This window comes from Streptomyces sp. F63 (assembly GCF_018070345.1).
Taxonomy (GTDB): Bacteria; Actinomycetota; Actinomycetes; order Streptomycetales; family Streptomycetaceae; genus Streptomyces.
This window is the reverse complement of record NZ_JAGPXX010000005.1, coordinates 1-25,093: the sequence shown is the minus strand read 5'-3', so window position 1 is coordinate 25,093 and position 25,093 is coordinate 1. Positions and strand designations below refer to the sequence as shown.

General features: G+C 69.7%; 20 protein-coding genes. 13 read left to right on the top strand and 7 right to left on the bottom strand.

Annotated elements, in window-relative coordinates; all coding sequences use genetic code 11:
• Nucleotides 1–1,610 precede the first annotated feature (1,610 nt).
• The 4 genes from KBZ10_RS29990 (at nucleotide 1,611) to KBZ10_RS07520 (ending at nucleotide 3,891) form a co-directional block, all read left to right on the top strand.
• The gene (locus KBZ10_RS29990) at nucleotides 1,611–1,745 is read left to right on the top strand and encodes a hypothetical protein (RefSeq protein ID WP_282107786.1); all 135 of its coding nucleotides are present in this window, start codon (nucleotides 1,611–1,613) and stop codon (nucleotides 1,743–1,745) included.
• A gap of 44 nt (nucleotides 1,746–1,789) precedes the next feature.
• The gene (locus KBZ10_RS07530) at nucleotides 1,790–3,055 is read left to right on the top strand and encodes a S8 family serine peptidase (RefSeq protein WP_247701989.1); all 1,266 of its coding nucleotides are present in this window, start codon (nucleotides 1,790–1,792) and stop codon (nucleotides 3,053–3,055) included.
• Between the two features lie 106 nt (nucleotides 3,056–3,161).
• Nucleotides 3,162–3,524 carry a WXG100 family type VII secretion target gene (locus KBZ10_RS07525; RefSeq protein ID WP_210986734.1) on the top strand — a complete coding sequence of 121 codons (363 nt, stop codon included), beginning with the start codon at nucleotides 3,162–3,164 and terminating at the stop codon, nucleotides 3,522–3,524.
• Between the two features lie 67 nt (nucleotides 3,525–3,591).
• A complete protein-coding gene (locus KBZ10_RS07520) occupies nucleotides 3,592–3,891 on the top strand; it encodes a WXG100 family type VII secretion target (protein WP_210986733.1) in 300 nt (99 codons plus the stop codon).
• 140 nt (nucleotides 3,892–4,031) lie between these two features.
• On the opposite strand, the gene KBZ10_RS07515 is transcribed toward KBZ10_RS07520, so the two are convergent.
• The 6 genes from KBZ10_RS07515 to eccCa all read right to left on the bottom strand — a co-directional run bounded on the left by KBZ10_RS07515 (nucleotide 4,032) and on the right by eccCa (nucleotide 12,713).
• Nucleotides 4,032–4,664, bottom strand: a complete 633-nt coding sequence (locus KBZ10_RS07515) for a hypothetical protein (protein ID WP_210986732.1) — start codon at nucleotides 4,662–4,664, stop codon at nucleotides 4,032–4,034.
• A gap of 32 nt (nucleotides 4,665–4,696) precedes the next feature.
• Nucleotides 4,697–5,263 (bottom strand): hypothetical protein, encoded by a 567-nt coding sequence (locus tag KBZ10_RS07510; RefSeq protein ID WP_210986731.1) that lies wholly within the window; start codon nucleotides 5,261–5,263, stop codon nucleotides 4,697–4,699.
• A gap of 43 nt (nucleotides 5,264–5,306) precedes the next feature.
• A complete protein-coding gene (locus KBZ10_RS07505; RefSeq protein ID WP_210986730.1) occupies nucleotides 5,307–7,562 on the bottom strand; it encodes a DUF6571 family protein in 2,256 nt (751 codons plus the stop codon).
• A gap of 13 nt (nucleotides 7,563–7,575) precedes the next feature.
• Entirely contained in the window at nucleotides 7,576–8,076 is a 501-nt protein-coding gene (locus KBZ10_RS07500; RefSeq protein WP_210986729.1) for a hypothetical protein, read from the bottom strand.
• 84 nt (nucleotides 8,077–8,160) lie between these two features.
• The gene (locus KBZ10_RS07495) at nucleotides 8,161–8,742 is read right to left on the bottom strand and encodes a hypothetical protein (RefSeq protein WP_210986728.1); all 582 of its coding nucleotides are present in this window, start codon (nucleotides 8,740–8,742) and stop codon (nucleotides 8,161–8,163) included.
• Nucleotides 8,742–12,713 carry a type VII secretion protein EccCa gene (gene eccCa, locus KBZ10_RS07490; RefSeq protein ID WP_210986727.1) on the bottom strand — a complete coding sequence of 1,324 codons (3,972 nt, stop codon included), beginning with the start codon at nucleotides 12,711–12,713 and terminating at the stop codon, nucleotides 8,742–8,744. The genes KBZ10_RS07495 and eccCa overlap by 1 nt, the downstream gene beginning before the upstream one ends.
• 248 nt (nucleotides 12,714–12,961) lie before the next feature.
• Here eccCa and eccD point away from each other — a divergent pair, with 248 nt between their 5' ends.
• The 6 genes from eccD (at nucleotide 12,962) to KBZ10_RS07460 (ending at nucleotide 20,230) form a co-directional block, all read left to right on the top strand.
• Nucleotides 12,962–14,461 (top strand): type VII secretion integral membrane protein EccD, encoded by a 1,500-nt coding sequence (gene eccD / locus KBZ10_RS07485; protein ID WP_210986726.1) that lies wholly within the window; start codon nucleotides 12,962–12,964, stop codon nucleotides 14,459–14,461.
• A gap of 165 nt (nucleotides 14,462–14,626) precedes the next feature.
• Nucleotides 14,627–14,914 (top strand): 30S ribosomal protein S15, encoded by a 288-nt coding sequence (gene rpsO / locus KBZ10_RS07480; RefSeq protein ID WP_019709763.1) that lies wholly within the window; start codon nucleotides 14,627–14,629, stop codon nucleotides 14,912–14,914.
• 354 nt (nucleotides 14,915–15,268) lie between these two features.
• Nucleotides 15,269–17,512: a polyribonucleotide nucleotidyltransferase gene (locus tag KBZ10_RS07475; protein WP_210986725.1), complete on the top strand. Its 2,244-nt coding sequence runs from the start codon at nucleotides 15,269–15,271 to the stop codon at nucleotides 17,510–17,512.
• The gene (locus KBZ10_RS07470; protein ID WP_374223321.1) at nucleotides 17,509–18,903 is read left to right on the top strand and encodes a M16 family metallopeptidase; all 1,395 of its coding nucleotides are present in this window, start codon (nucleotides 17,509–17,511) and stop codon (nucleotides 18,901–18,903) included. Before KBZ10_RS07475 ends, KBZ10_RS07470 begins: the two co-directional genes overlap by 4 nt.
• Nucleotides 18,904–19,016: 113 nt before the next feature.
• Nucleotides 19,017–19,772 (top strand): 4-hydroxy-tetrahydrodipicolinate reductase, encoded by a 756-nt coding sequence (dapB, locus tag KBZ10_RS07465; protein WP_210986724.1) that lies wholly within the window; start codon nucleotides 19,017–19,019, stop codon nucleotides 19,770–19,772.
• Between the two features lie 5 nt (nucleotides 19,773–19,777).
• Entirely contained in the window at nucleotides 19,778–20,230 is a 453-nt protein-coding gene (locus KBZ10_RS07460) for a tetratricopeptide repeat protein (protein ID WP_210986723.1), read from the top strand.
• 146 nt (nucleotides 20,231–20,376) lie between these two features.
• Here the strand turns inward: KBZ10_RS07460 and KBZ10_RS07455 are convergent, their stop codons facing one another.
• The gene (locus KBZ10_RS07455; protein ID WP_210986722.1) at nucleotides 20,377–20,925 is read right to left on the bottom strand and encodes a hypothetical protein; all 549 of its coding nucleotides are present in this window, start codon (nucleotides 20,923–20,925) and stop codon (nucleotides 20,377–20,379) included.
• A gap of 185 nt (nucleotides 20,926–21,110) precedes the next feature.
• On the opposite strand from KBZ10_RS07455, the gene thyX reads away from it, so the two are divergent.
• The 3 genes from thyX to KBZ10_RS07440 all read left to right on the top strand — a co-directional run bounded on the left by thyX (nucleotide 21,111) and on the right by KBZ10_RS07440 (nucleotide 24,760).
• Nucleotides 21,111–21,851 carry an FAD-dependent thymidylate synthase gene (gene thyX / locus KBZ10_RS07450; protein WP_210986721.1) on the top strand — a complete coding sequence of 247 codons (741 nt, stop codon included), beginning with the start codon at nucleotides 21,111–21,113 and terminating at the stop codon, nucleotides 21,849–21,851.
• Between the two features lie 177 nt (nucleotides 21,852–22,028).
• Nucleotides 22,029–22,928, top strand: coding sequence for a 4-hydroxy-tetrahydrodipicolinate synthase (gene dapA, locus KBZ10_RS07445; RefSeq protein ID WP_210986720.1), 900 nt, complete (start codon nucleotides 22,029–22,031; stop codon nucleotides 22,926–22,928).
• Nucleotides 22,929–23,074: 146 nt separating this feature from the next.
• Nucleotides 23,075–24,760 (top strand): ribonuclease J, encoded by a 1,686-nt coding sequence (locus KBZ10_RS07440; RefSeq protein ID WP_210986719.1) that lies wholly within the window; start codon nucleotides 23,075–23,077, stop codon nucleotides 24,758–24,760.
• Nucleotides 24,761–25,093 lie beyond the last annotated feature (333 nt).

Here is a 25,093-nt window from a genome sequence, read left to right as displayed (position 1 = left end):
GGCCGACATGATGGAGCGGCTGCCGGACTTCTTCCGGGGAGCCTTCGGCATGGGCCCCGGGAAGAGTGTCTTCGGCCGGACGGACTTCGAAGGCGCGCGGCTCAATCCGATGCTCGACCTCCTGGAGAGCGCCAAGCCCTCCGACCTGGAGGACGCCGGCGTGTCCCTGCTGAAGGCCACCAAAGCGCTCAACGAGGCGGCGGAAGAACTCAACGGATTCGTCACGAAGACCGAGTGGAAAGGCGAAGCGGCCACCGAGTTCCAGCGGTACGGGCAGGAACTCGTCAAGTACGCCTGGGGACTGGGCACCTTCGCCAACGCGGTCGGCACCCAGATGAAGGTGGCGAGCACGGGCCTGTCCTCCGTGCGCAGCGCCCGGCCGCCGCGCGACGGACGGCTCGTCCAGAAGAAGCCGGACGAATTCCCCGTCCCGGAACGCACTGAGGACAACCCGGAGTACCAGAAAGCCCTTCAGGTAGAGAAGGACCGCCAGGAGGCCATCAACCAGATGAACCGCCTGGCGTCCTTCTACGCGGTCTCCGAGGAGACCCTGGCGTCCCAGGAACCGCCGAAACCACCGCGGACGCTGCAGGCGCCGGTGCCGCAGCCTGCGGGAGGCAGGGACAACGGGGCTTCCTCGTCGGGTGAGAGTGCGCGGCCCGATCTGTACCGCACTTCTCCGTCACCCCCGAGCTCGGGAGAAGGAGCACGGCAGGCTGATGGCGCCTTTCGGATCGCTGATCTCGGCGTCTCGGGGCCGGTCCGGGAATCCACTCGGATGGAGATCGACACGACCTCAGCGCTGCCGGCACCGTCGGCGCCACCGGCTCCCGGGCCGGCCTCACCGGCCCCGGGCACGGCGGGGGAGAACCGTGTTCCCCCCACGGGACCGAGCTTCGGCGTGCCCATACGTGGCGACGGACCACGTTCCCTGGGCCACCCCGGAGCCCCCGGAGGCGGCCCCGGACCTCGTGCGGTCGGACGTCCCGGGCCCACCGGTGCACCGGGCTCGACGTCGCCCGGGCGTGCCACCGGACTGCCCGGACGGGCCGGCATGCCCGGCGTTCCGGGCACGGGCCCAGGCGCGGGAGGGCCTGGTTCGGCGGGGCGCCCCGGTCCCATGGGGAATCCTGCCCAATCCACTGGCCGTGCACCCGCTTCCGGCAGCCAGGGCCGAGCTCCGATGGGGGGAAGGCCGGGGATGCCGGGGCAACCAGCGGCTGGACGTCCCAGTACTGCCGACGGGCGACATCAGGGCCCTGTTGCGGGTCGTCCCACGACGGCGGGCCGACCGGTTGCCGACGGTCGGCCCAACGCCTCGGCGGGGCCGCGCCCCGGCCGTCAGGCCGGGATCGTCGGAGGTACGCCGCAGTCCGCTACCGGGGGCTCCTCCACATCACGCCTTCCCAGGGGGACGGTTGTCGGCGGAGGTGCGGACACCGCGGGGCGTACCTCGGCGCAAGTCCCCCGGTCGGGAGCCCTGGGGGCCAATCCGCCGGGAAGGACTTCCCCGGCCAACGGCCGCGGAGTCTCTCGGACGAACGGCGTCGTCGGAGCTCCGCTGACCAGCGGCAGGGGAGAGCAGTCGCTGATCAGAGGTGCCTCCTCCGGTGAGCGTTCCGGCCAACGAGGCGCTGGCCAGGGGCAGTCCGGAGGCGAGGAGCGGCAACGCCCGACGGCACGTCCGGATCATCTCCCGGAAGACGAGTGGGCAGTGCGGCAGCGTGGTGCTGTACCACCGGTGATCGAATAGGCACGGGAAGGTTCGGAAGTCAGGATGACGGCAGCAATGACCAAGGTCCGGATCCGCGGGAAGTCCCGTCCGCTCCAGCGGATCTTTTCCGCTGCGGTGTTGGGAGGACTCCTGGGAGCCGGCGCCATTGGCGCGGCTCCTGCGGCGTCGGCCATCGATGTGCAGTCCAAGCAGTGGTACCTGGATGCCATGCACGCCGAGGAGATTTGGGAGACCAGCACAGGGGAAGGCGTCAAAGTTGCGGTCATCGACAGTGGTGTGAATCCCTCCACGCCCTCACTCAAGGGGCAGGTGCTGAAAGGGATGGACGCCACCGGGGTCAAGGGCGATGAGACCGACGACTACGACGGGCATGGCACGACCATGGCCGAACTCATTGCCGGGACCGGCAAAGGGGGAGGACTCCAGGGCTTGGCGCCAGGTGCAAAGATCATTCCGTTCCGGGTGACCGACACCGATCTGCAGAACAGGGAATCGGTTAACGCCTTCGACCAGCAAGAGGCGATCCGGGCCGCTGCGGACAGTGATGCGCAGATCATCAACATGTCGATGGGAAGTGAGTACTACAACGCGAGAATTCACGATGCTGTGGAGTATGCCCAACGCAAGGGCAAGTTGTTCTTCGCTTCTGTGGGAAACACTGGCCACAAGGAGAACAAGAAGGAGTACCCGGCCAGCTATCCGGAAGTCGTCGGTGTTGCGGCGTCGGGCCCCGACGGCCGCGTGACCGACTACTCCCAGCACGGAGACTTCGTCGACCTGGCCGCTCCGGGCAAGGACATCCCACTCTGGTGCGATCAGACTTTTCAGAAGTACTGTGATGGTGATGGCGGAACGAGTGCTGCGACCGCCCTGGCTTCCGCCTCCGCCGCCCTGATCTGGTCCGCGCATCCCGAATGGACCGCGAATCAGGTGCTCCGGGTCATGCTCGAAAGCGCCGGCAGAGGCAAGGACGGCGATAAGAAGACGCTGAGTGAGTACTACGGTTACGGCGTCATTCGCCCCGGCGCTCACATCAACCGCGGCCTCGGCAAGCCCGGCGATCCGGACATCAACCCGCTCACCAACCAGAAGACCGGTCCCGACGCCGAGAACGAGAAGCCGTCCTCTTCGTCCAAGAAGCCGACGGCACCGCCGTCGTCCGAGGCCCCCGAGGGCAAGCCCGGAGCCGAGGCGGCCGTCTCGGCCTCGGACGAGCAGGCGGGCGGCGGCAGCCTGGGCCTCGTCATCGGCGGAGCCGCCGCGGCGGCCGCGCTCGCCGGCGGTGCCTTTGTCATGCTCCGCCGACGGCGAAGCCTGTGACAGCGGCGGCGCACCTGCACCCGCCCCACCACCCACTGACCCCTACCTGCGGCGTCGGACAAGCCGGCGCCGCTCACTCCAGAATCCAGCAGAGGGAGAAGGACACATGACGGTCCAGAAGGTCGGAGATCAGGATCTCAAGCTTTTCCAGGACGAGATCACCACTCAGTTCGAGGGCATCAAGAGCGAGGTAAAGCGCCTTCAGGGGACCATCGACGGGCTCGAGGGCCGCTGGAAGGGTGTCGGTGCCGGCGCCTTCGACCTGAAGCAGAACGAGATCAACATGGCCATGGTCCGCATCTCGCGGCTGCTGCTCAACTTCCAGGAAGCGATCCAGGTCACCCGTACCACCGCGGGCAACACCGAGGACGAGGTGCAGGCGGCGCTCCGCGGAGTCGACGTGACCGGCGGATTCTCCGGTGATGCCGCGGCGGAGAAGCAGGCCGTTTCGAACATCGCCAAGTACTGACGCGGAGCGCGGCCTCGCGCGTCCCGTCCTTCTCCCCACCCACATCCATGCCACCAGGAGCAGTCACATGGGCAGCAACAACGGCGACATCATGCTCGTCACGTACTCCTCGCTCGAAGAAGCGGCCAAGAGCATCGACATGAGCGCGAGGCGCGTGGACGAGGCGCTCGAAGCTCTCCAGAAGAAGATCCGTTCGGTCTCGAACACCTTCGAGGGCGAGGCCAAGACGGCGGCCGACACGGCCCACGCCAAGTGGGACAAGGAGACGCGCGTCATCCAGGAGGCGCTGAAGAGCATCGCGAAGGCGGTCCGCGAGGCGGGCCCGACCTACCAGGCGGGCGACAGGAAGGCCGCCAGCCACTTCTGAGCCCGGCCGGGGGCAGAACAACCGCACAGGGGAACGGCGGGGTGGACGCGCACGGGAGGCGCCCACCCCGCCGTTCTCCGGTTCCCCTGCCCGCCACCCACCGCCTGCCCGGGCGGGAACGGGGCGCCGGAACCGTCCGGTCAGCCGGGTAGTTCGGACGGAAGGTCGCAGCCCGCCTTCTCATGCGAGTAACGGGCCGCGCCGACAGCGAGATCGGTCAGACCCCGGCGTATTCCGGAGTCGCCTTCTCCAGTCGCCTTCTTCCGGTCGACGACGACACTGAGGCTGTACGAGCCCCCGGGAACCGTCCCGGGCTTGGCGCAGGGCACCAGTACGGCCGCCCTGGACGCCGATGCCACGCCCTTCGATCCCGCCGCGAAACTTCCGCTCTCCCCCGCCTTGTCCCCGAGGACCTCGGCTTCCCAGTCCTCCGGTGTGCTGCCCGGCGAACCGACCAGGATCAGCTGCGCTCTGGCGCTGAGCAGAACACCGTCATCGCCAGAGACGAAGCAGTCGGCGGTGTAGCCGGAATCTCCCTGTGCGACGTTTCCGCCGCTCACGCTGTCGTCGAAGGAGTACTCGGACGCGTCGGGGAGAACCCGTTCCAGCGCACGTGCCGCCTTCGCCGGTTCGCCGAGAGACGCACAGACGCTTTCCACGCCGATGCCACCGCGCTTCTCGAACGGTGGAACCCCGAAGAGATAAGCCGCGGAACCCCCCAAGCCGACTGCCAGCAGTGCCGCAAGGGGGATGGCCGGCTTCCTGGTCCTCAACGGACGACTCCGCGCATCCCGGGGAGGCGTGGTCAGTGGTTTCGTACGCACTTGTCTGAGGACGCCACTTCCTCTGCGTATGCCTTGGCGAGTCTTTTCATGGAATCCTCGTCAGGAGTCCCGGACTCGGGGATCTGGATAACGATGAAGAGTTCACTCTTGCTGCGTTGTGGCTCACGACACGACACCTGCCAGGCCGCCCCTCTGGAGGAATGGACATACCTGCCGTCCTCCGAAATATTATTCGGCTCCACATGGGCATGCGCCGACGCGACCTTCTGAGGCGTTGCTCTACTCGCCTCGTCCCACCATTCCTGGCTGGCTATCATTACTGACTCGCCATCCACACGGACAGTGCAGCGTTCAGTGCCGTCAACTGGTGTGGAAGGCGAGACGCTGATGGTTGAACCTGGAGGCAGAAAAGGAGAGATGAGGTCTGACTCAAGCGGCACACCGCAGAGAGAGGGCGGAATCTTGTAGGTGCGCTTCTCCTCGCCGGAACAACCGGTGAGTCCGAGAACGATGGCTGCTGTTACGCATGCGGCACTCCACCAACTCTTCCGGTAAGGCTGACTGAGCGTCAGTGAGTGCTGTTCCATGCTGCGCCTGCTTTGGGAGTGATGTGCATACAACGATTTCCGATCAAATGTCAGTTGTGAGATCCGGGCCCATGGCTTTGGTGTTGGTGCCCGCGGCGAGGAAGCCGTCGCGTGACCCCACTCGCGCCCAGGCGTGTGCATCAGGCAACTCCAAGCCATGCGCCTTGATGGCATCCGACACTGCCTTTTGGGAATATTCCGTATTGCGGTCGATGCCGTTCTCCCAGTGTTTGCCCATCTCTTGACCGGCGGCGCTTTTCGCATCGCCCTCCGCGTCCTTGAACAGCTGTTCAAGGACTGCACCGCTCACTGTGCTTGCTGCACCACCCGCTACGGCGCCGGCCACAGGCGAAGCGATGAAGGTTGTACCAACGCCAATACCGATGCCCACACCTCCCGAAATGGCACCCTTTAGCTGTGTCATGGCGTTTGCATAGTCTTTGTCGGATTGATCGGCGGCGCCGGCCACAGCCTCTTGGCGTCCAATGCTGAGGGTTCCTGAGATCTCTCCTGAAGCATGCGTAATCTCTTCTACGGTGAGCTGCTGGCTCGATACGTAGCGGCTGTCTTCTGGAAGATCGGGGTTTAGGTGGTAGTCCAGCAGGTTTCCCATGTAGCTCTTCTGGCCTGCTTCGACGGCGGCGTATGCCTCGGGATTCTGGCCTATTGTCACCAGGAACCGCGTGACTTCCCTGTGGTTCAAGTCCGCCGCTGAGCCGGCTACGGGGAACAGTTGCTGGATTTTGTTGGACGGGTCATTGGCCATCGCTCGATTCATGTCCGGCAGGTATTCAGATGCAATCTGGCCGAGGCTGTCCGACATGTAACCGTGATCCGTCAGGCGATTCGGGTTCTCCGAGACAGAGGCGAAGATGCTTTCCACGAGCTTCGTCTGACCCGCGTTGTGCGCCGGTGTGTCGGCCGTAGGCATCTCCCCGGCCGGGTGGCCTGTGGTCGCAGCTTCCAGGGCCATGGCCAAGTTGTTGCGCCCGGCGATGCTCTCCTCGCCTTCGCTGTCCCGCTCCGGGGGCCAGTCACGTTCCTCGAAGAGGTACTCGAAATTGGACAGTTCGTCCCGTACTTCTTTTCCTTCCTTGTTCTTCGTCATGAAGTCGTGGTCCTCGTCCTTCGTCACGAACGTGTCGTTGAAGAAGTCGGTGGCCGCGCCGGGGCTGTTCGCAAGGGCCTTCATGAAGCCGGTCATGGGGTCCCAACCGGAATCGGTGCCGGTGCGGTTGAGCGGGGCCATCCCCATCGGGGCCCACCCGGTCGGCATGTGGCGGCCGTTGTCGCTCAGCTTCTTCTCGGTGTTGATCAGCTCGGTTCCGTAGTCCGTCAGGAACCGGTCCTCGTAGTTCCCCCAGCGCATGAGGTTGCTCATGACCTGGAAGCCCATCGTGTAACCGGTCTTCCCCACGCGCTGGTCGCCGAGATCCGTCATCTCGCGCTTCCACGTCGCCATCTCCACGGTGTCCGCCTGGGTCGCCGTGGCGAGGGTGAGGCCGAGATGCTTCTGCAGGTCGTCCAGTTGGTCGTGCCGCTCCTGGCCGACTTCCCGCCCCCGGTAGGGGTCGTTGATCCCCGCCCAGAACTCCAGGGTTCCCCTCGCGCCCAGGGTCGAGGCGAAGTGTTCGGCGAAGATCTCGTCGCCCGAGTACTTCTTGAGACCGGCGTTGAGCGCGTCGAACTCCGCGACGCTCAGGTCCTCGGGATTCTTCTTCGCCAGTGCGGCCAGCTTCTCGGCCTCCTTGACGGCTGCGGCGGCCGCGTCGCGGTCCTTGTACTCGGCCCCGGAGAATCCGTAATCGGTGAGATCGACCAGTGCCTTGAGCGCGGTGGCCGCCGTCGTGTCGATCTCGGTCGCCTTGTTGAGGATGCCCTGGAGTTCGTCGCGCAGGGCGTCGACGGCCGTCTGGCCGCCCGCCGCCTTGTTCTCGGGGTCCTCGACCGTGAAGCCGCCGCCTTTCGGCTGGACGAGGAGGTGGTTGTCCCTGCCCCGGGCGATGGCCTTCAGCAGTTTGCTCTGCTGAAGCTTCAGTTCGTCGCGAGTGTCCCGGACGATGTTCCGGATGGACGTCGCCTGGGTGTGTGCGTCCTCGAACTCGCCGGCGGTCTTGCCGATGAACTCGCGCGAGACGGTGGCGTTGTAACCGGACCAGTCGGCCTTGTTGGCCTTGCCGCGCAGTCCCTCGCGCGCGTCCTTCTCCAGGGTCTCGAGTTTGCCGACCACGCCGTTCCACGATTTCACCGCGCTGTCCAGCGTGCTGAAGTTGGCAGAATGAAGGGCTTCGAAATCCACGAGAACGTTCCCCCTAGTCCTTCTTGTCCTTGTCGTCATCCGTGCCGTACACCTCGTTGCGCTCGCCGGGGGGTGCGTACGACTCGTCGAAGCCCTGGTCGAGGGTGTGGATGCTGCTCACGTGCCGCTGGATCCGGGTGTCGTCCTCGGTGTGGACCTTGTTGGAGAACTCCATGTGGTTCGAGATGAGGGCACACGCGTCCATGAGGGAGCCGAGCTGTTTGTCCCAGCGGGTGGAGACGTGTTTCAGGGCCGCGCCGAGTGCGAAGCCCTGCCGGTCGAGATCGGGCCCCGCGGGCTCGGCGTCCTGGGGACGGGCTTCATCCCACAGCCGGTTGTAGAGCGTGTACGCCTCGTCACCGATCCGGGCGAGGTCCTCCTGGCCTGCCTTGAGGTCGCCGGGCCCCGTCCCCGTGTTGGGCCTGTCCTCGTCCGGCAGCCGGTTCAACTGCATGCGCGTCGACTGCCGTTCGGCCGCAGACGCCTTCAACTGCTCCCACTCGTCCCACGCCATCAGCGGGCGCCCCTTCCCCCGTTTGCTGATTTATGACGGTTCGCCATCTGTACGGCCCCCGGATCGGTTCAACCTACGGACGGCCTACTCGTCCTCGCAAGGACTGTCCACAACGTCGGTCTTCACGCGATAGGTCAGGTTGTCGATGGCGTGATCCCTTTCGGACTGCCCGGGATCCGGGGTCGCCCTGACCGTCAGGCATATGCCGTCGATCCTGTAGCGCTCCACGTCCTCGCCGTCGCCCTCCGCGTCGGTCGCGGAGACGAGGACCGCGACCGGGTCGTCGCCGGGGCCCTTGAGCCGGGGGTCGATGAAGAAGCCCCAGGATCCCTCACCCACCGGCATCTTGTACTGCCCGCCGTCCTTGCCGGTTTCCAGGCTCGCGGCCGCGTTCTCCACCCGCTCAAGGACTTCCTCGTGATCCGGACCGGTCTTGAAGACCCCACCCAGGCGCAGCAGTTCGACGCACTGCCACGCCAGGAACAGGCCCAGCAGCACCAGCAGTACCCGCCGCCCCGTGAACGAGGCCGCCGACGGCTCGTGCGCCTCCGGGTGGTCGAAGTGGGGTGCCCGGAAGCGCCACCACAGCTTCCGCGGGTTCACGAACAGGCCGAAGGCGACGAACGCCACCGCGAACGCGCCGGTGAAGACGGCGGCACCGATCATCAGGACACCTCCGCCGGCATCAGGCCCGTCTGCACCAGCGGATTGCCGCGCTGCCGCGAGACGAAGAAGCCCCGGCCCGGTGGCATCGGGCGCATCCGGACACCCCCGAGCACGTCCCCCTCCTGCGGGTCTCCGGAGAGCAGCACACCCTGGGCGCCGAGTTCCATCATCCGCTGCATGAAGGATTCGTAGGTGGCCCGGCTCGCGCCCGCCGAGCTGCGGGCGATGATGAAGCGCACCCCGACATCGCGCGCGAAGGGCAGCATTTCCGTGAGCGCGGCCAGGGGATTTCCGCTGGACGTGGAGACCAGGTCGTAGTCGTCGACGACCACGTACACCGAGGGGCCGGTCCACCAGCTGCGGTCGCGGAGCTGCCGGGCGGTGACGTCGGCCGGCGGGGTGCGGCGCTTCATCAGGTCGGCCAGCGCCTCCACGTGGTGGTCCATGGTGTTGGACATCGGCACGTAGTCGGCCAGGTGCGTGGCCGGGGTGACGTCCAGCAGCGCGCGCCGGTTGTCGACGACGAGGAGCTTGCAGGAGTCCCCGTCGTAGCGCTCGGTGAGCTGCCGGATGAGCAGCCGCAGCAGATTGGACTTGCCGGACTCGCTCTCGCCGAAGACGAGGAAGAACGGGTCGCGGTCGAAATCGACGAAGACCGGTTCCAGATTGTTCTCGTCGATGGCGAAGGCGACGCCGCGCTCCGGGTGGGCCGAGCCCGCGGGAAGGTTCTCCGCCGGGAGTTCGCGGGGCAGCAGCCGGACCTCGGGGGCCCCGGCGCCGGTCCAGTGGCGGCTGGTCTCCTGGACCATCGCGGCCGTGGCCTCGGAGAGATCGCTGTCGGAGTTGATGGCGTCGATCCGCGGCACCGCGGCCATGAAGTGCAGCCTCTCCGGGGTGAGGCCGCGCCCCGGGACTCCGGTCGGCACATTGGCCGCGGCCTTGCGGTCCAGCTCGGAGTCCATGGTGTCGCCCAGCCGCAGCTCCAGCCGGTTCATCAGGTGGTCCTTGAGGTGGGCCCGGACCTCCATCGACCGGGAGGCGGTGATGACGAGGTGGATGCCGTAGCCGAGGCCGCGGGCCGCGATGTCCAGCACGGCGCCCTCCAGCCCCTCGTAGTCGCTGCGGAAGTTGCCCCAGCCGTCGATGAGCAGGAAGACGTCGCCCCAGGGCTGCTCCGTCACGGAGATGTCGCCGCGGGCCCGGAGCCTGCGGTAGGTGGCGATGGAGTCGATGCCCGCGCCGCGGAAGTACTCCTCACGGCGCGACAGGATGCCGTACACCTCGGCCACGGTCCGCCGGACCCGCTCGGGGTCGAGGCGCGAGGCGACCCCGCCCACGTGCGGCAGCCCGGCGACGGAGGACAGGCCGCCGCCGCCGAAGTCGAGGCCGTAGAGCTGCACCTCCTGCGGTGTGTGGGTCAGCGCGAAGCCGGCGACGAGCGTGCGCAGCAGGGTCGACTTGCCCGACTGCGGACCGCCGATGATCTGCATATGGCCGGCCGCGCCCGAGAAGTCCCGGTAGAGGGTGTCGCGGCGCTGCTCGTACGGCTTGTCGACGACGCCCACGGGGACGACGAGCCGGCCGCCGTCGAAGTCCGGCCGGGTCAGCCCGCGGCCCGGGACACCCGTGAGGCCCGGCAGCAGGTCGTCCAGCGAGGGCGGGTTGTCCAGTGGCGGCAGCCACACCTGGTGGGCTTCCGCGCCGCGTCCCTCCAGGCGCCGCACGATGACGTCCAGCACGGTGTCGGCCAGCGCGTCGTCCTCCGGGGCCCGCGGCTCCGGGACGCGGGGCGCGGCTTCCGGCTCCGCGTAGCGGACGGGAACCGGCGCGGCCGTGAACAGGGCCGGCCGGCGGTCCACCGGGAGCGGCCCGCCGGGGGCGGAGGTCCGGTGGGAGGCCGCGCGGTACACACCGGAGACGTAGGCGGCCTTGAACCGCACCATCTCGTCCGTGCCGAACTTGAGGTAGCCCGAGCCGGGCACGTTGGGGAGCTGGTAGGCGTCGGGCACACCGAGGGCGGCGCGCGACTCGGCCGCGGAGAAGGTGCGCAGGCCGACCCGGTAGGAGAGGTAGGTCTCCAGGCCGCGCAGCCGGCCCTCCTCCAGCCGCTGCGAGGCGAGCAGCAGATGGACGCCCAGGGAGCGTCCGATCCGGCCGATCTGCACGAACATCTCGATGAAGTCGGGCTTGGCGGTGAGGAGTTCGCTGAACTCGTCGATGACGAGCACCAGTGAGGGAATCGGCTGCAGGGCGGCACCCGCGGCCCGCGCCTTCTCGTAGTCGTGGATGTTGGCGTAGTTGCCCGCGTCGCGCAGCATCTCCTGCCGCCGGTTCAGCTCACCGCGGATGGAGTCGCCCATGCGGTCGACCAGCGTCAGGTCGTCCGCGAGGTTGGTGATCACCGCGGCGACGTGCGGCATGCGGGACATTCCGGCGAAGGTGGCACCGCCCTTGAAGTCCGCGAGGACGAAGTTGAGGGTCTCGGAGGAGTGGGTGACGGCCAGGCCCAGCACGAGCGTGCGCAGCAGCTCCGACTTGCCGGATCCGGTCGCGCCGACGCACAGGCCGTGCGGGCCCATGCCCTCCTGCGCGGCTTCCTTGAGGTCCAGCATCACGGGGGTGCCGTCCTCGCCGACGCCGATGGGCACCCGGAGCCGCTCCGACTGCGAGCGCGGCCGCCAGGTCCGGGCGACGTCGACGGAGGCGGCGTCCCCCAGGTTCAGCAGATCGGTGAACTCCAGGTTGGCGAGCAGGGGTTCCTCGTCGTCCCCGCCCGTCGCGACACGGAGCGGGGCGAGCTGGCGGGCGAGGGCCTCCGCCGCTTCCGGGCTCATCGTGTCGGGCTCTCCGTCGTACACCTGGCCGTGCCCGGACTCCAGCCGGAGGGAGTCCTTGTGCACCACCATGGAGAGACCGCCGCGCGCACCGCCCGCCTCGCCGGGCGCGACCTCGATCACGGTCACGCCCTGGAGGCCCTCCGCCGCGGCCAGGGGCGATGTGGGCGGCACCGACCGGCCGTCCAGCACGACGACGATGTGGGGCCGGTCCAGCAGAGGGTGCCCGGCGCCCTGGAAACGGGGCCGGCCGTCCAGCCGTGAGGCCAGCAGATCCTGCAGGTCGTGCGCGTCGGTGGTGATCAGCCGCCGGCTGCCCGCACCGTCCCCGGGCCCCGGGGCCTGGACGTGCGGGAGCCACTTCGCCCACTCCCAGTGCCCGGCCTCCTCGGGCCCGGCGGCGACCGCGATCAGGAGGTCCTCGGGCGAGTGGAGGGAGGCGAGCGACGCCAGCATCGAGCGCGTCGCGGACCGGACGGACTCCGGCTCGCCGCTCACCGTCAGCTGGTAGAAGGCCCGCAGGGAGACGGCGATCGGGAGGCCGTCCAGCGTGGAGTGCGTGGCCAGGAAACGCCGCATCGCGTCCGCGGTGAGCGGCTCCAGTTCGTCCACGGGCGCCGTGTCGGGCTCGACGAGCGGCGTGGCGAGCTGCTGACTGCCCAGCCCGACGCGCACCTGCCCGAAGTCCTCGTCGGCGACCCGGCGCTCCCACACCCGGCTGCCCTCGGCGACGAGCGCCCACAGCTGCTCCGGCGCGGGGTGCAGATAGAACTGTCCGTCACGCTGGAGCCGCGCCGTCCTGAGCACCGAGCGCCGGGTCTGCGTCAGGTACTTGAGGTAGTCGCGCCGCAGGTCGGACAGCTGCCCCTGGGTGCCGCGCCGGTAGCGGACCAGCATCGCGATCGCCATGGCGACCGTTGACGCGATCATCACCATGCCCATGATCCGCATGATCGGATTGGGCGTCATGAAGAAGAACACGACCGAGCCGCCCATGCCCAGCATGGGCAGCAACTGCATGAGTGCGCCCTCCTGCTGGCCTCTCGGCAGCTCCGGCGGCGGTTGCAGCCGCACTTCCTCGTCGGACACCTCGGGAGGCAGGACCCGTGGTGGGCGCTTGACGACGATCTGGCTCACTGCTCACCAATTCTCTTGCCGGACAGAGAAATTGCGTTCGGCACCCCCGCGGTGAAGGGACCCTCCGCGCGGAGCGATCCTACTGGCGCACAGGGTGACGGACGGGCGGTAGGGTGGCGCCGCGTCCCGGTTCCACGGTCAGCAACCGCCCACGGCAGCAGGGTCATTCGGGACGCGGCGCCACGGCCGGCGTTCCGCGGCCGCGGCTCGCGGCCACGGGCGAGGACGAGGGGAAGCAGCAGGTGAGTATGACGGCCCCAGCCGCGGCCAGCGGAGCCGGGCAGCCGGCCCCCGCGGCTCCGCCGGGCGGCGGAACCGGTTTCTGCCGGGTCACGGTCGTCGCGCCGGACGGCCGCGTCGACGTCGCCCTGCCGGACGACATCCCCGTCGCGGACCTCAGCCCCGAGATCCTCCGCCTCTCCGGGCAGAGCCCGGAAACCGGGGCCCCGGTGGGATACCACCTGGTGCGGCGCAACGGAACGGTCCTGGACGGCGCGCGGTCGCTCGCCGCGCAGCGCATTCTCGACGGCGAACTGCTCTCGTTGCGCCCCTTCGCGGAGTCCCTGCCCCCGGCGGTCTTCGACGACGTGTCGGACGCCGTCGCCTCCGCGGTCGCCCGGGACCGCACCCTGTGGAGCGACGACCTGCTGCGGGGCGCCGGCCTGTTCGCCGGTTCGGTGCTGCTCGTGCTGCTCGCCTTCGCGCTGTGGGCGGCCGCCCCGCGCCACGACACGCACGGCCTCCAGGGCATCCTCGCGGCCGTCGCGGGCGTCCTGCTCCTCGCCTTCGCAAGCGTCCGCGCCCGGGTGTACGACGACCGGGGTGCCGCCGTGGCGCTGGGTGTCGGCGCCCTCGCGAACGCCGCGGTGGCCGGCGCGGGCCTGCTGCCGCCGGCCGGGGGCCAGGGCGTCGGGAAGCTGCAGTTCCTCATGGCCTGCGCGGCCGTCCTCGTCCTCGCGGTGGTCCTGACGGCGGTCGCCCCCCGCGGTGACAGCCCGTTCGTCGCCTTCGTCCTCGCCTCCGCCATCGGACTGCTGGTCACCTTCACGGCGATCACGGCCGGAATGACGGCGAGCGAGACCGCCGCCGTATGCGTCCCGCTCTCCGTGGGCGCGCTCGCCTTCCTGCCCGGACTCGCCACGCGCTTCGCCCGGCTTCCCGTCGGCTTCGAGCCGCCGCGCACCACCCGGGGCGAGTACGGAGCGGACCCCGACCCCCAGGGGCCGGTCGACGCCGAACGCGTCGCCGCCCGGGCGCGGCGGGGCCACGAGCTGCTGGTCGGTCTGGTCGGCGGCTGTTCGCTGGTGGCCGTGGGCTCGGCCGCCGTACTCGGCTTCTCGGGCCAGGTCTGGAGCCAGCTCCTCGCGCTGGCGACCGGCGTCGCCATGCTGATGCGCGCCCACCTCTTCCGCTACACCTCACAGGTCGGCTGCGCGCTCGCCGCCGGTCTCGGGTCGCTGGTGCTGCTCGGGCTCGGGCTCTCCCTCAACCCCCCGGCGGCCCTGATCCGCGACGCCCTGCGGGGCGACAGCGCGGCACTGGATCTCCGTACGGTGTGGCTCGCCGCCGCGATCGCCGCGGCCGCCGCGGTGGTCGTCGCCCTCGGGCTCATCGTGCCCCGGAAGGGCGTCACCCCGTTCTGGGGCCGGTTCCTGGAGATCGCCGAGGCCTTCGTCCTGCTGACCCTGATCCCGCTCTGCCTCGCGGTCTTCGACGTCTACCACTCCCTCCGGGCACTGACCTCCTGAACGAGGCTGGTACGCTGTGTGACGGCCGTTTGTGTACGCACCCCCGGAGCCTGCGGGCTCTGGGCGCAGCGCTCATCGGATCCCCGCCTCCGAGTCACGGAAGCCCCCCTGAGACCAAGACCAGGGGCACTCGTGGGCGCATCGAACATCACAGAGGAGTACCGCGTGTCGCTCGACGCCGCTACGAAGAAGCAGATCATGGCCGAGTTCGCGACCAAGGAGGGTGACACCGGTTCCCCCGAGGTCCAGGTCGCGATGCTCACCCGGCGCATCTCGGACCTCACCGAGCACCTGAAGACCCACAAGCACGACCACCACTCCCGCCGTGGTCTGCTGCTCCTGGTCGGCCAGCGCCGCCGGCTGCTGCAGTACCTGGCGAAGAAGGACATCCAGCGTTTCCGCGCCCTCGTGGAGCGCCTGGGCATCCGCCGCGGTGCGGCGGGCGCGAAGTAAGACGCCGTGAAGGGAGCGGCTCCCACGCCAGGGGGCCGCTCCCTTCGCCGTATGCGCCGTCCGTGCGCCTGTGCGCCGCGCGGCGCCGGACTCCGGCCGGACCGCTCCGTCGTGTGACGGAAGCGGAAGCTTTGTAGTCTGGTCGGAACAAGAGAACACCGTATGAGGGGGAGCGCCACCCCACCGCAGCACCGTCGCCACAGGCGCCGGTCCTCGGTAGTGGCCGTCGGAGGCAGCGTCTCCGGAGGCTTCGATCGAAGACCGGCCCGGCCCGCGGAGTGAGGCGGCAGAGGCGCTCCACCGCCATCGTCCCCCGCCACACGGGCAGGGGGCGCAGACGAGGAGATTTTCCTGGTGGAGAACGAGACCCACTACGCCGAGGCCGTCATCGACAACGGCTCCTTCGGCACCCGCACCATCCGTTTCGAGACGGGCCGCCTGGCCCGTCAGGCCGCCGGCTCGGCCGTGGCCTACCTGGACGACGACACCATGGTGCTGTCGGCCACCACCGCGTCCAAGAACCCCAAGGAACAGCTCGACTTCTTCCCCCTGACGGTCGACGTCGAGGAGCGGATGTACGCCGCCGGGCGCATCCCCGGCTCGTTCTTCCGCCGGGAGGGCCGCCCCTCCGAGGACGCGATCCTCACCTGCCGCCTGATCGACCGGCCGCTGCGCCCCTCCTTCAAGAAAGGCCTGCGCAACGAGATCCAGATCGTTGAGACGATCATGGCGCTCAACCCCGACCACCTCTACGACGTGGTCGCGATCAACGCCGCCTCCTGCTCCACGCAGCTCGCGGGCCTGCCCTTCTCCGGCCCGATCGGCGGCACCCGTGTCGCCCTGATCAGCGGCCAGTGGGTGGCCTTCCCCACCCACTCCGAGCTGGAGAACGCCGTCTTCGACATGGTCGTCGCGGGCCGTGTCCTGGAGGACGGCGACGTCGCGATCATGATGGTCGAGGCCGAGGCCACGACCAGGACCGTCGAGCTGGTCAAGGGCGGCGGCGAGGCGCCCACCGAGGAGGTCGTCGCCGCCGGTCTGGAGGCCGCGAAGCCCTTCATCAAGACGCTCTGCAAGGCCCAGGCCGATCTCGCCGCGAAGGCTGCCAAGCCCGTCGGCGAGTTCCCGCTCTACCTGGAGTTCCAGGACGACGTCCTGGAGGCGCTGACCCACGCGGTCCGCGACGAGCTCGCCCAGGCGCTCACCATCCCCGGCAAGCAGGCCCGCGAGGCCGAGCTGGACCGGGTCAAGGCGCTGGCCGCGGAGAAGCTGCTGCCGCAGTTCGAGGGGCGCGAGAAGGAGATCTCGGGCGCCTACCGCGCGCTGACGAAGTCCCTGGTGCGCGAGCGCGTCATCAAGGACAAGGTCCGCATCGACGGCCGCGGTGTCACGGACATCCGCACCCTCGCCGCCGAGGTCGAGGCGATCCCGCGGGTGCACGGCTCGGCGCTGTTCGAGCGCGGTGAGACCCAGATCCTGGGCGTCACCACCCTCAACATGCTCCGCATGGAGCAGATGCTGGACACGCTCGCGCCCGAGACGCGCAAGCGCTACATGCACAACTACAACTTCCCGCCGTTCTCCGTCGGCGAGACGGGCCGCGTCGGTTCGCCGAAGCGCCGCGAGATCGGCCACGGTGCCCTCGCCGAGCGGGCGATCCTCCCGGTCCTCCCGACCCGGGAGGAGTTCCCGTACGCGATCCGGCAGGTCTCCGAGGCGCTGGGCTCCAACGGCTCGACGTCCATGGGCTCGGTCTGTGCCTCCACCATGTCGCTGATGAACGCCGGTGTGCCGCTCAAGGCGCCGGTCGCGGGCATCGCGATGGGCCTGATCTCCCAGGAGGTCGACGGTGAGACGCACTACGTCACCCTTACCGACATCCTCGGTGCGGAGGACGCCTACGGCGACATGGACTTCAAGGTCGCCGGCACCCGGCAGTTCATCACCGCCCTCCAGCTCGACACCAAGCTGGACGGCATCCCGGCCTCCGTGCTGGCCGCGGCCCTCAAGCAGGCCCGCGACGCCCGCCTGCACATCCTGGACGTGATGAACGAGGCCATCGACGTCCCGGACGAGATGTCCCCGAACGCCCCGCGGATCATCACCGTCAAGATCCCGGTGGACAAGATCGGTGAGGTCATCGGCCCCAAGGGCAAGATGATCAACCAGATCCAGGAGGACACCGGCGCCGACATCACCATCGAGGACGACGGCACCATCTACATCGGTGCCGCCGACGGCCCCGCCGCCGAGGCCGCCCGCGCGGTCATCAACGGCATCGCCAACCCGACGATGCCGGAGGTCGGCGAGCGCTACCTGGGCACGGTCGTCAAGACCACCACCTTCGGTGCGTTCGTCTCGCTGATGCCGGGCAAGGACGGCCTGCTGCACATTTCGCAGATCCGCAAGCTCGCCGGCGGCAAGCGCGTGGAGAACGTCGAGGACGTCCTCAAGGTCGGCGCGAAGGTCCAGGTCGAGATCGCCGAGATCGACCAGCGCGGCAAGCTCTCGCTGATCCCCGTCATGGACGAGGCGGAGGGCGGCGACGCCGCCAAGCCCGAGGCCCAGCCGCAGACGAAGGACGAAGCCGCCAAGTGACCTCCCTGTCCCCTGCGGGCGGATCACACCGCCCGACGGCCCGCACCTCCTCGGAGGGGCGGGCCGTCGGCCGTACCGAAACGCTCCTCCCGGGCGACAACGGCACCGGTACGGTCCGCCGCAGCACCCTCCCCGGCGGCCTGCGGGTCGTCACCGAGACCCTTCCGACGGTCCGCTCGGTCACCTTCGGCATCTGGGCGCGCGTCGGCTCCCGCGACGAGACCCCGGCCCTGGGCGGCGCCACCCACTACCTGGAGCATCTGCTCTTCAAGGGCACCGGGCGGCGCAGCGCGCTGGACATCTCCGCCGCGCTGGACACCGTGGGCGGCGAGATGAACGCCTTCACGACCAAGGAGTACACGTGCTACTACGCACGGGTGCTCGACCGGGACGTCCCGCTGGCCGTGGATGTCCTCTGCGACATGCTCACCTCCTCGGTCATCGACGCGGCCGAGGTCGAGGCCGAGCGCGGCGTCATCCTCGAAGAGATCGCCATGACGGAGGACGACCCGGACGACTGCGTCCACGACCTCTTCGCCCGCACCATGCTCGGCGACAGCCCGCTCGGCCGCCCGGTCCTGGGCACCGTCGAGACGGTCGAGGGGCTCACCCGCGACCGCGTCAGCCGCTTCTACAAGAAGCATTACGACCCGACGCACCTGGTCGTCACCGCCGCGGGCAACGTCGACCACGACCGGATCACCGAGCTCGTCCACACCGCCTTCGAGCAGGCGGGGGCGCTCTCCCGTACGGACGCGCAGCCGGTCGCCCCGCGCTCCGGCAGCCGCGCCGTCCGCACCGCCGGGCGCGTCGATCTGCTCAGCCGGAACACCGAGCAGGCCCATGTGGTGCTGGGCATGCCCGGTCTGCCCCGCACCGACGAACGCCGCTGGGCGCTCGGTGTCCTCAACTCCGCGCTGGGCGGCGGCATGAGCTCGCGGCTCTTCCAGGAGATCCGGGAGAAGCGCGGACTGGCCTACTCCGTCTACTCCTTCACCACGGGCTTCGCCGACTGCGGACTCTTCGGCGTGTACGCCGGCTGCCGCCCCGGCCAGGTCCACGACGTCCTCAAGCTCTGCCGCGACGAACTTGAACAGGTCGCACGGCACGGGCTGACCGACGAGGAGATCCGGCGGGCCACGGGACAGCTGTCCGGCTCCACGGTCCTCGGCCTGGAGGACACCGGTGCCCTGATGCACCGCATCGGCAAGGGCGAGCTCGTCTGGGGCGACCAGATGTCCGTCGACGACATGCTCGGCCGGATCGCGGCCGTCACCCCGGACGAGGTCCGCGAGGTGGCCCGTGATCTGCTGGGGCAGCGGCCCTCGCTGTCGGTGATCGGGCCGCTCAAGGACCGGCAGGCCGACCGCCTCCACGAGGTGGTGGCCTGACGGCCCGCCCGGCCGCGGCGGCACACTGGAGCCGGCGCATCAGTCCACCGGCCGCCGCCGGCCCGCCACGGGCCGGCCGGCCGGTTCACGGAAGAAGTGAGGAACATCCCGCCATGAGCAGCAAGCTCCGAGTGGCAGTCCTGGGTTCCCAGGGGCGCATCGGGTCCGAGGCCGTCCGCGCGGTGGAGGCCGCCGAGGACATGGAGCTCGTCGCCGCGCTCGACCGCGACGACGACCCGGCCGCGCTGACCGCGGCGAAGGCCCGGGTCGCGGTCGATCTCACCCACCCCGACGCGGTGATGGGCAATCTGGAGTTCCTGATCCGCAACGGCGTCCACGCGGTCGTCGGCACCACCGGCTGGACCGGCGAGCGCCTGGAGACCGTGCGCGGACTGCTCGCCGAGTCCCCCGGTACCGGTGCGCTGATCGCGCCCAACTTCTCCATCGGCGCCGTGCTGACCATGGAGTTCGCCCGGAAGGCGGCCCGGTACTTCGAGTCCGCCGAGGTCATCGAACTGCACCATCCGACCAAGGCGGACGCACCCTCGGGCACGGCGACCCGCACCGCCCAGCTCATCGCGGAGGCCCGGCGCGAGGCCGGCCGCGGCCCCCAGCCGGACGCCACCACCACGGCGCTCGACGGGGCGCGCGGCGCCGACGTGGACGGCGTACCGGTGCACTCCGTGCGGCTGCGCGGGCTGCTCGCGCACCAGGAGGTGCTGTTCGGCGGCACCGGCGAGACGCTCACCATCCGCCACGACTCCCTGCACCACAGCTCCTTCATGCCGGGGATCCTGCTCGGCGTCCGGCGCGTGGTGTCCACGCCGGGGCTGACCCTCGGCCTGGAACACTTCCTGGACCTGGACTGACCGCGATGCGCGACAAGATCACCTACGGCGTTCTCGCGGGGGTCCTCTGCGTCTACTTCGTCCTGGCCGGCGGCCGGGGCCTGGCGCTGATCGGGCAGGGCACAGCGGTGACCGTCACCTTCGGCGTCTCCGTGCTGGTGATGCCGCTGATCGGCGTCTGGTTCCTGTGGCAGACCACCCGCTTCGCCCGCGACGCGGACCGGCTCGCCGCCGAGCTGGAGGCCGAGGGCGGCCTGCCCGTCGACGAGCTGTTGCGGACCCCGAGCGGCCGGATCGACCGTGATTCCGCCGACGCCGTCTTCGCCCGCCGCAAGGCCGAGGCGGAGTCGGCGCCCGAGGACTGGCGGGTGTGGTTCCGCCTCGCCGTGGCCTACCGCGACGCACGGGACACCCCCCGCGCCCGCAGGGCCATGCAGCGGGCCATCGCCCTGCACGACGGCCGTCCCGTCCGGGCCTGAGCCCGTACACCCGCCGCCCGCCGTGCCGGGCGGGGGGCCAACGGCGCGTCCGGCGACCGGCCCGTCCGAGCGAGGCGGCCCGATCGGGCGCGAGCGGGCACCCGCGCGCGCCGGGAAGGCCCTGGCGCCCGGTGGTCCCGCGGCCCTCAGCGGCCGTAGTGCGCAGCCCAGCCCTCCACCGCGTCCGCGGCCCGGTCGAAGGCCCCCGGGCGGCCCAGGAAGTCGGCGTTGTGGTCGGTGAGCAGAGGCCGCAGCGGCTCCCCGCCGTCGGGCACCGCGACCAGGGCCTGGCCCTGCAGGGTGCGCGGCAGTCCGAGCCACTTCACCGGCTGCTGGACGGTCCGCACCCGGGACAGCCGGTCCCAGGGCACGGTGCGTGTGGTGAGCAGGGCGGCCTGCCGCAGTCCGTGCGCGCTGACCCAGACACCCATGCGCAGCACCCGCAGGGCCAGAGCGATCACGACGGCGGCCGAGACCACCGCCGTGACCGTTGCGGACAGCGCGCCCGCGAAGGCGACGATCACCGCGGCGACGAGCATGTACGAGGCCAGCAGCAGCAGAAGCGCGGCCGCACCCACCCGCCAGGGGCCGGGGCGGTAGGGGCGGCGCCAGCGGTTCTCGTCGTGGTGCGGCAGGGCGATGTCGTCCGCGGCCTCGTCGAATGCGCGGTCGGCCGTCAGGAAGGTCAGGGGCACGACTGGTCCTCACTCGTATGCACGCTCGAACAGGCTGTGCCCGGTGAGATTATCGACCCCCACCCGGTCCGGACCACCTCAGGGCGCCGGCCAGGGGCGGGAGCCGCTCCCGGCGGCCCCGCGGACGTCTCCGTACCGGCCCGTAAGCTGGGCGCCGCCCAGAGACGCCAGGGAAGGACCCGACCGTGACCGACGCCCCAGCCGAGACCGCCGAACCGAGCTTCCGCAGCGATGTGACCGTCGAGCTCGTGAAGCACAGCGCCTCCGACACCGACGTGCTGTGGGCCGCCCGGGTCTCGACCGCAGGCGAGCAGTCCCTCGACGAGCTCCGGAAGGACCCGGAGCGTTCCAGGGGACTGATCAACTACCTGATGCGCGACCGGCACGGCAGCCCCTTCGAGCACAACTCGATGACCTTCTTCATCAGCGCGCCGATCTTCGTCTTCCGCGAGTTCCACCGGCACCGGGCGGGCTGGTCGTACAACGAGGAGTCCGGCCGCTACCGCGAGCTCCGGCCGGTGTTCTACGTCCCGGGCGGGGACCGCAGGCTGGTCCAGGAGGGACGGCCCGGCCAGTACCGCTTCGTGGAGGGATCCGCGGAACAGCGCGCACTGACCGGCCGGGTCATGGAGGAGAGCTACCGCCGGGCCTACGCGGCGTATCAGGAGATGCTGGCCGCCGGCGTCGCGCGCGAGGTCGCCCGGGCGGTGCTGCCCGTCGGCCTCTTCTCGTCCATGTACGCCACCTGCAACGCGCGCTCGCTGATGCACTTCCTCGGGCTGCGCACCCGGCACGAGCAGGCCGCCGTCCCGTCCTTCCCGCAGCGGGAGATCGAGATGGTGGGGGAGCGGATGGAGGCGGAGTGGGCGGAGCTCATGCCGCTCACCCATGCCGCCTTCAACACCAACGGGCGTGTCGCCCCTTAGGTCGCCGATGTCCGGATACGCCGTGCGAGGCGCCCGTATTGCGGGGGTTTATCAGGTTCCTCTAGGGTGAGAAACCGGACCCGGCACTGCCTGAACCCCCGAGCAGGCAGTGCCGGGTTCCACTTCCCGGCTCCCCGAGGGAGCGCCTCGCGGTGCGCTACGAGTAGCGTGGGACCCATGGCTCCGACCTCCACTCCTCAGACCCCGTTCGGGCGGGTCCTGACCGCCATGGTCACTCCGTTCACCGCGGACGGCATCCTCGACCTCGACGGCGCCCAGCGCCTCGCCGCCCACCTGGTGGACGCCGGCAACGACGGCATCGTCGTCAACGGCACCACCGGTGAGTCCCCGACCACCAGCGATGCCGAGAAAGCCGATATGGTGCGGGCCGTGGTCGAGGCCGTCGGCGACCGGGCCCATGTCGTCGCCGGAGCCAGCACCAACGACACCCGGCACAGCGTCGAGCTGGCACGTGCCGCCGAGGCGGCCGGGGCGCACGGCCTGCTGGCCGTCACGCCGTACTACAGCAAGCCACCGCAGGAGGGCCTCTTCCGGCACTTCTCGGCCATCGCCGACGCGACGGGCCTGCCGGTGATGCTCTACGACATCCCCGGCCGCAGCGGCGTCCCGATCAACACCGAGACGATCGTCCGGCTGGCCGAGCACCCGCGGATCGTCGCCAACAAGGACGCCAAGGGCGACCTCGGCCGCGCCAGCTGGGCACTGGCCCGCAGCGGTCTCGCCTGGTACTCCGGCGACGACATGCTCAACCTGCCGCTGCTCTCGGTCGGCGCCGTGGGATTCGTGTCCGTCGTCGGCCACATCGTCACCCCCGAGCTGCGCGCCCTGCTCGAAGCGCACCTCTCCGGCGACGTCCAGAAGGCGACCGAGATCCACCAGAAGCTGCTGCCCGTCTTCACCGGCATGTTCCGCACCCAGGGCGTCATCACGACCAAGGCCGTCCTCGGCCGGCTGGGACTGCCCGGCGGCCCGCTCCGGCTGCCGCTCGTCGAGCTCTCCGAGGAGGAGACCGAGCAGCTCGGGCGCGATCTGGCGGCCGGCGGGGTACAGCTCTGAACAACCGCACAACTCCACAACGAGACACCTGACGCACGTGCACGAATGTCACGCGCGCCACGCCGTCTCCGCCGTGCCCCGCCGCCCGTACCACCATGCGGCGGGGCACGGCGGGGAGGGCGGTCGCGCGTGGTGAGGAGAGTCTTTTGAGTCATCCGCATCCCGAGCTCGGCTCGCCGCCACCACTCCCCGAGGGCGGCCTCCGTGTCACCCCGCTCGGTGGTCTCGGCGAGATCGGCCGCAACATGACCGTCTTCGAGTACGGCGGACGCCTGCTGATCGTCGACTGCGGGGTGCTCTTCCCCGAGGAGGAGCAGCCCGGAGTTGACCTGATCCTGCCGGACTTCACGTCCATCAGGGACCGCCTCGACGACATCGACGGCATCGTGCTCACGCACGGACACGAGGACCACATCGGCGGCGTCCCCTACCTGCTCCGCGAGAAGCAGGACATCCCGGTGATCGGCTCCAAGCTGACCCTCGCGCTGATCGAGGCGAAGCTCCAGGAGCACCGCATCCGGCCCTACACCCTTGAGGTCAGTGAGGGCCACCGCGAACGCATCGGCCCCTTCGACTGCGAGTTCGTCGCGGTCAACCACTCGATCCCCGACGCCCTCGCCGTCGCCATCCGCACCCCGGCCGGCATGGTCGTCCACACCGGCGACTTCAAGATGGACCAGCTCCCGCTGGACCGCCGCCTCACCGACCTGCCCGCCTTCGCGCGGCTCGGCGAGGAGGGCATCGACCTGCTGCTCGCCGACTCGACGAACGCGGAGGTCCCCGGCTTCGTACCGCCGGAGCGCGAGATCTCCGGGGTGCTGCGCCAGGTCTTCGCCGGGGCGCGGAAGCGGATCATCGTGGCCAGCTTCGCCAGCCACGTCCACCGCATCCAGCAGATCCTCGACGCCGCCCACGAATACGGCCGCAGGGTGGCCTTCGTGGGCCGTTCCATGGTCCGCAACATGGGCATCGCCCGGGACCTCGGCTATCTGCGCGTGCCGCCCGGCCTGGTCGTGGACGTCAAGACGCTCGACGACCTCCCGGACCACGAGGTCGTCCTCGTCTGCACCGGGTCGCAGGGCGAGCCGATGGCGGCGCTGTCCCGGATGGCCAACCGGGACCACCAGATCCGCATCGTCCAGGGCGACACGGTGATCCTGGCCTCCTCGCTCATCCCGGGCAATGAGAACGCGGTCTACCGGGTGATCAACGGCCTGACGCGCTGGGGCGCGAACGTCGTCCACAAGGGCAACGCCAAGGTCCACGTCTCCGGCCATGCCTCCGCCGGAGAGCTGCTGTACTTCTACAACATCTGCAAACCCCGCAACCTGATGCCGGTGCACGGCGAGTGGCGCCATCTGCGGGCCAACGCGGAGCTGGGTGCGCTGACCGGTGTGCCGCAGGACCGCATCGTCATCGCCGAGGACGGCGTCGCGGTCGACCTGGTCGACGGCATCGCCAAGATCGCGGGCAAGGTGCAGGCCGGGTACGTCTACGTCGACGGCCTCTCGGTCGGCGATGTGAAGGAGCCGGCTCTCAAGGACCGGCGCATTCTCGGTGAGGAAGGCATCATCTCGGTCTTCGTGGTCGTCGACAGCACCACAGGGAAGATCGTCGGCGGGCCGCATCTGCAGGCCCGCGGCTCCGGCATCGAGGACTCCGCGCTCTCCGCGGTCGTCCCGAAGATCGAGGAGGCGCTCGCGCGTTCGGCCTCCGACGGCATCGCCGAGGCGCACCAGTTGCAGCAGCTGATCCGGCGCGCGGTGGGCAAGTGGGTCTCCGACAACTACCGCCGGCGGCCGATGATCCTGCCTGTCGTCGTGGACGTCTGACGGACCGAAAGCCCCCGGGACGGCCGCGGCCGGAGTCGATTTGCCTCCGGCCGCGGCCGTCCAGTACTTTGGCATCTCCCCCGAACGAGGACGCCGAGACGCTGTGCGTCCGGACGATCCTTGTACCGGGTGGAAAACCGGCCCGGAGAAATCTGATAATGTTCGGGTCAGCCGAAAGGCAAGGCCATTCCAACGGCCACTGGATTGAAATACGGGCGGGAAAGCGGCCCGGAAAGCGTCTGGTAGGGTTGGAAACACCGAAGGGAAGCGCCCGGAGGGCCCGGAGACGGGGCCGAAGGAAGCGTCCGTTCCTTGAGAACTCAACAGCGTGCC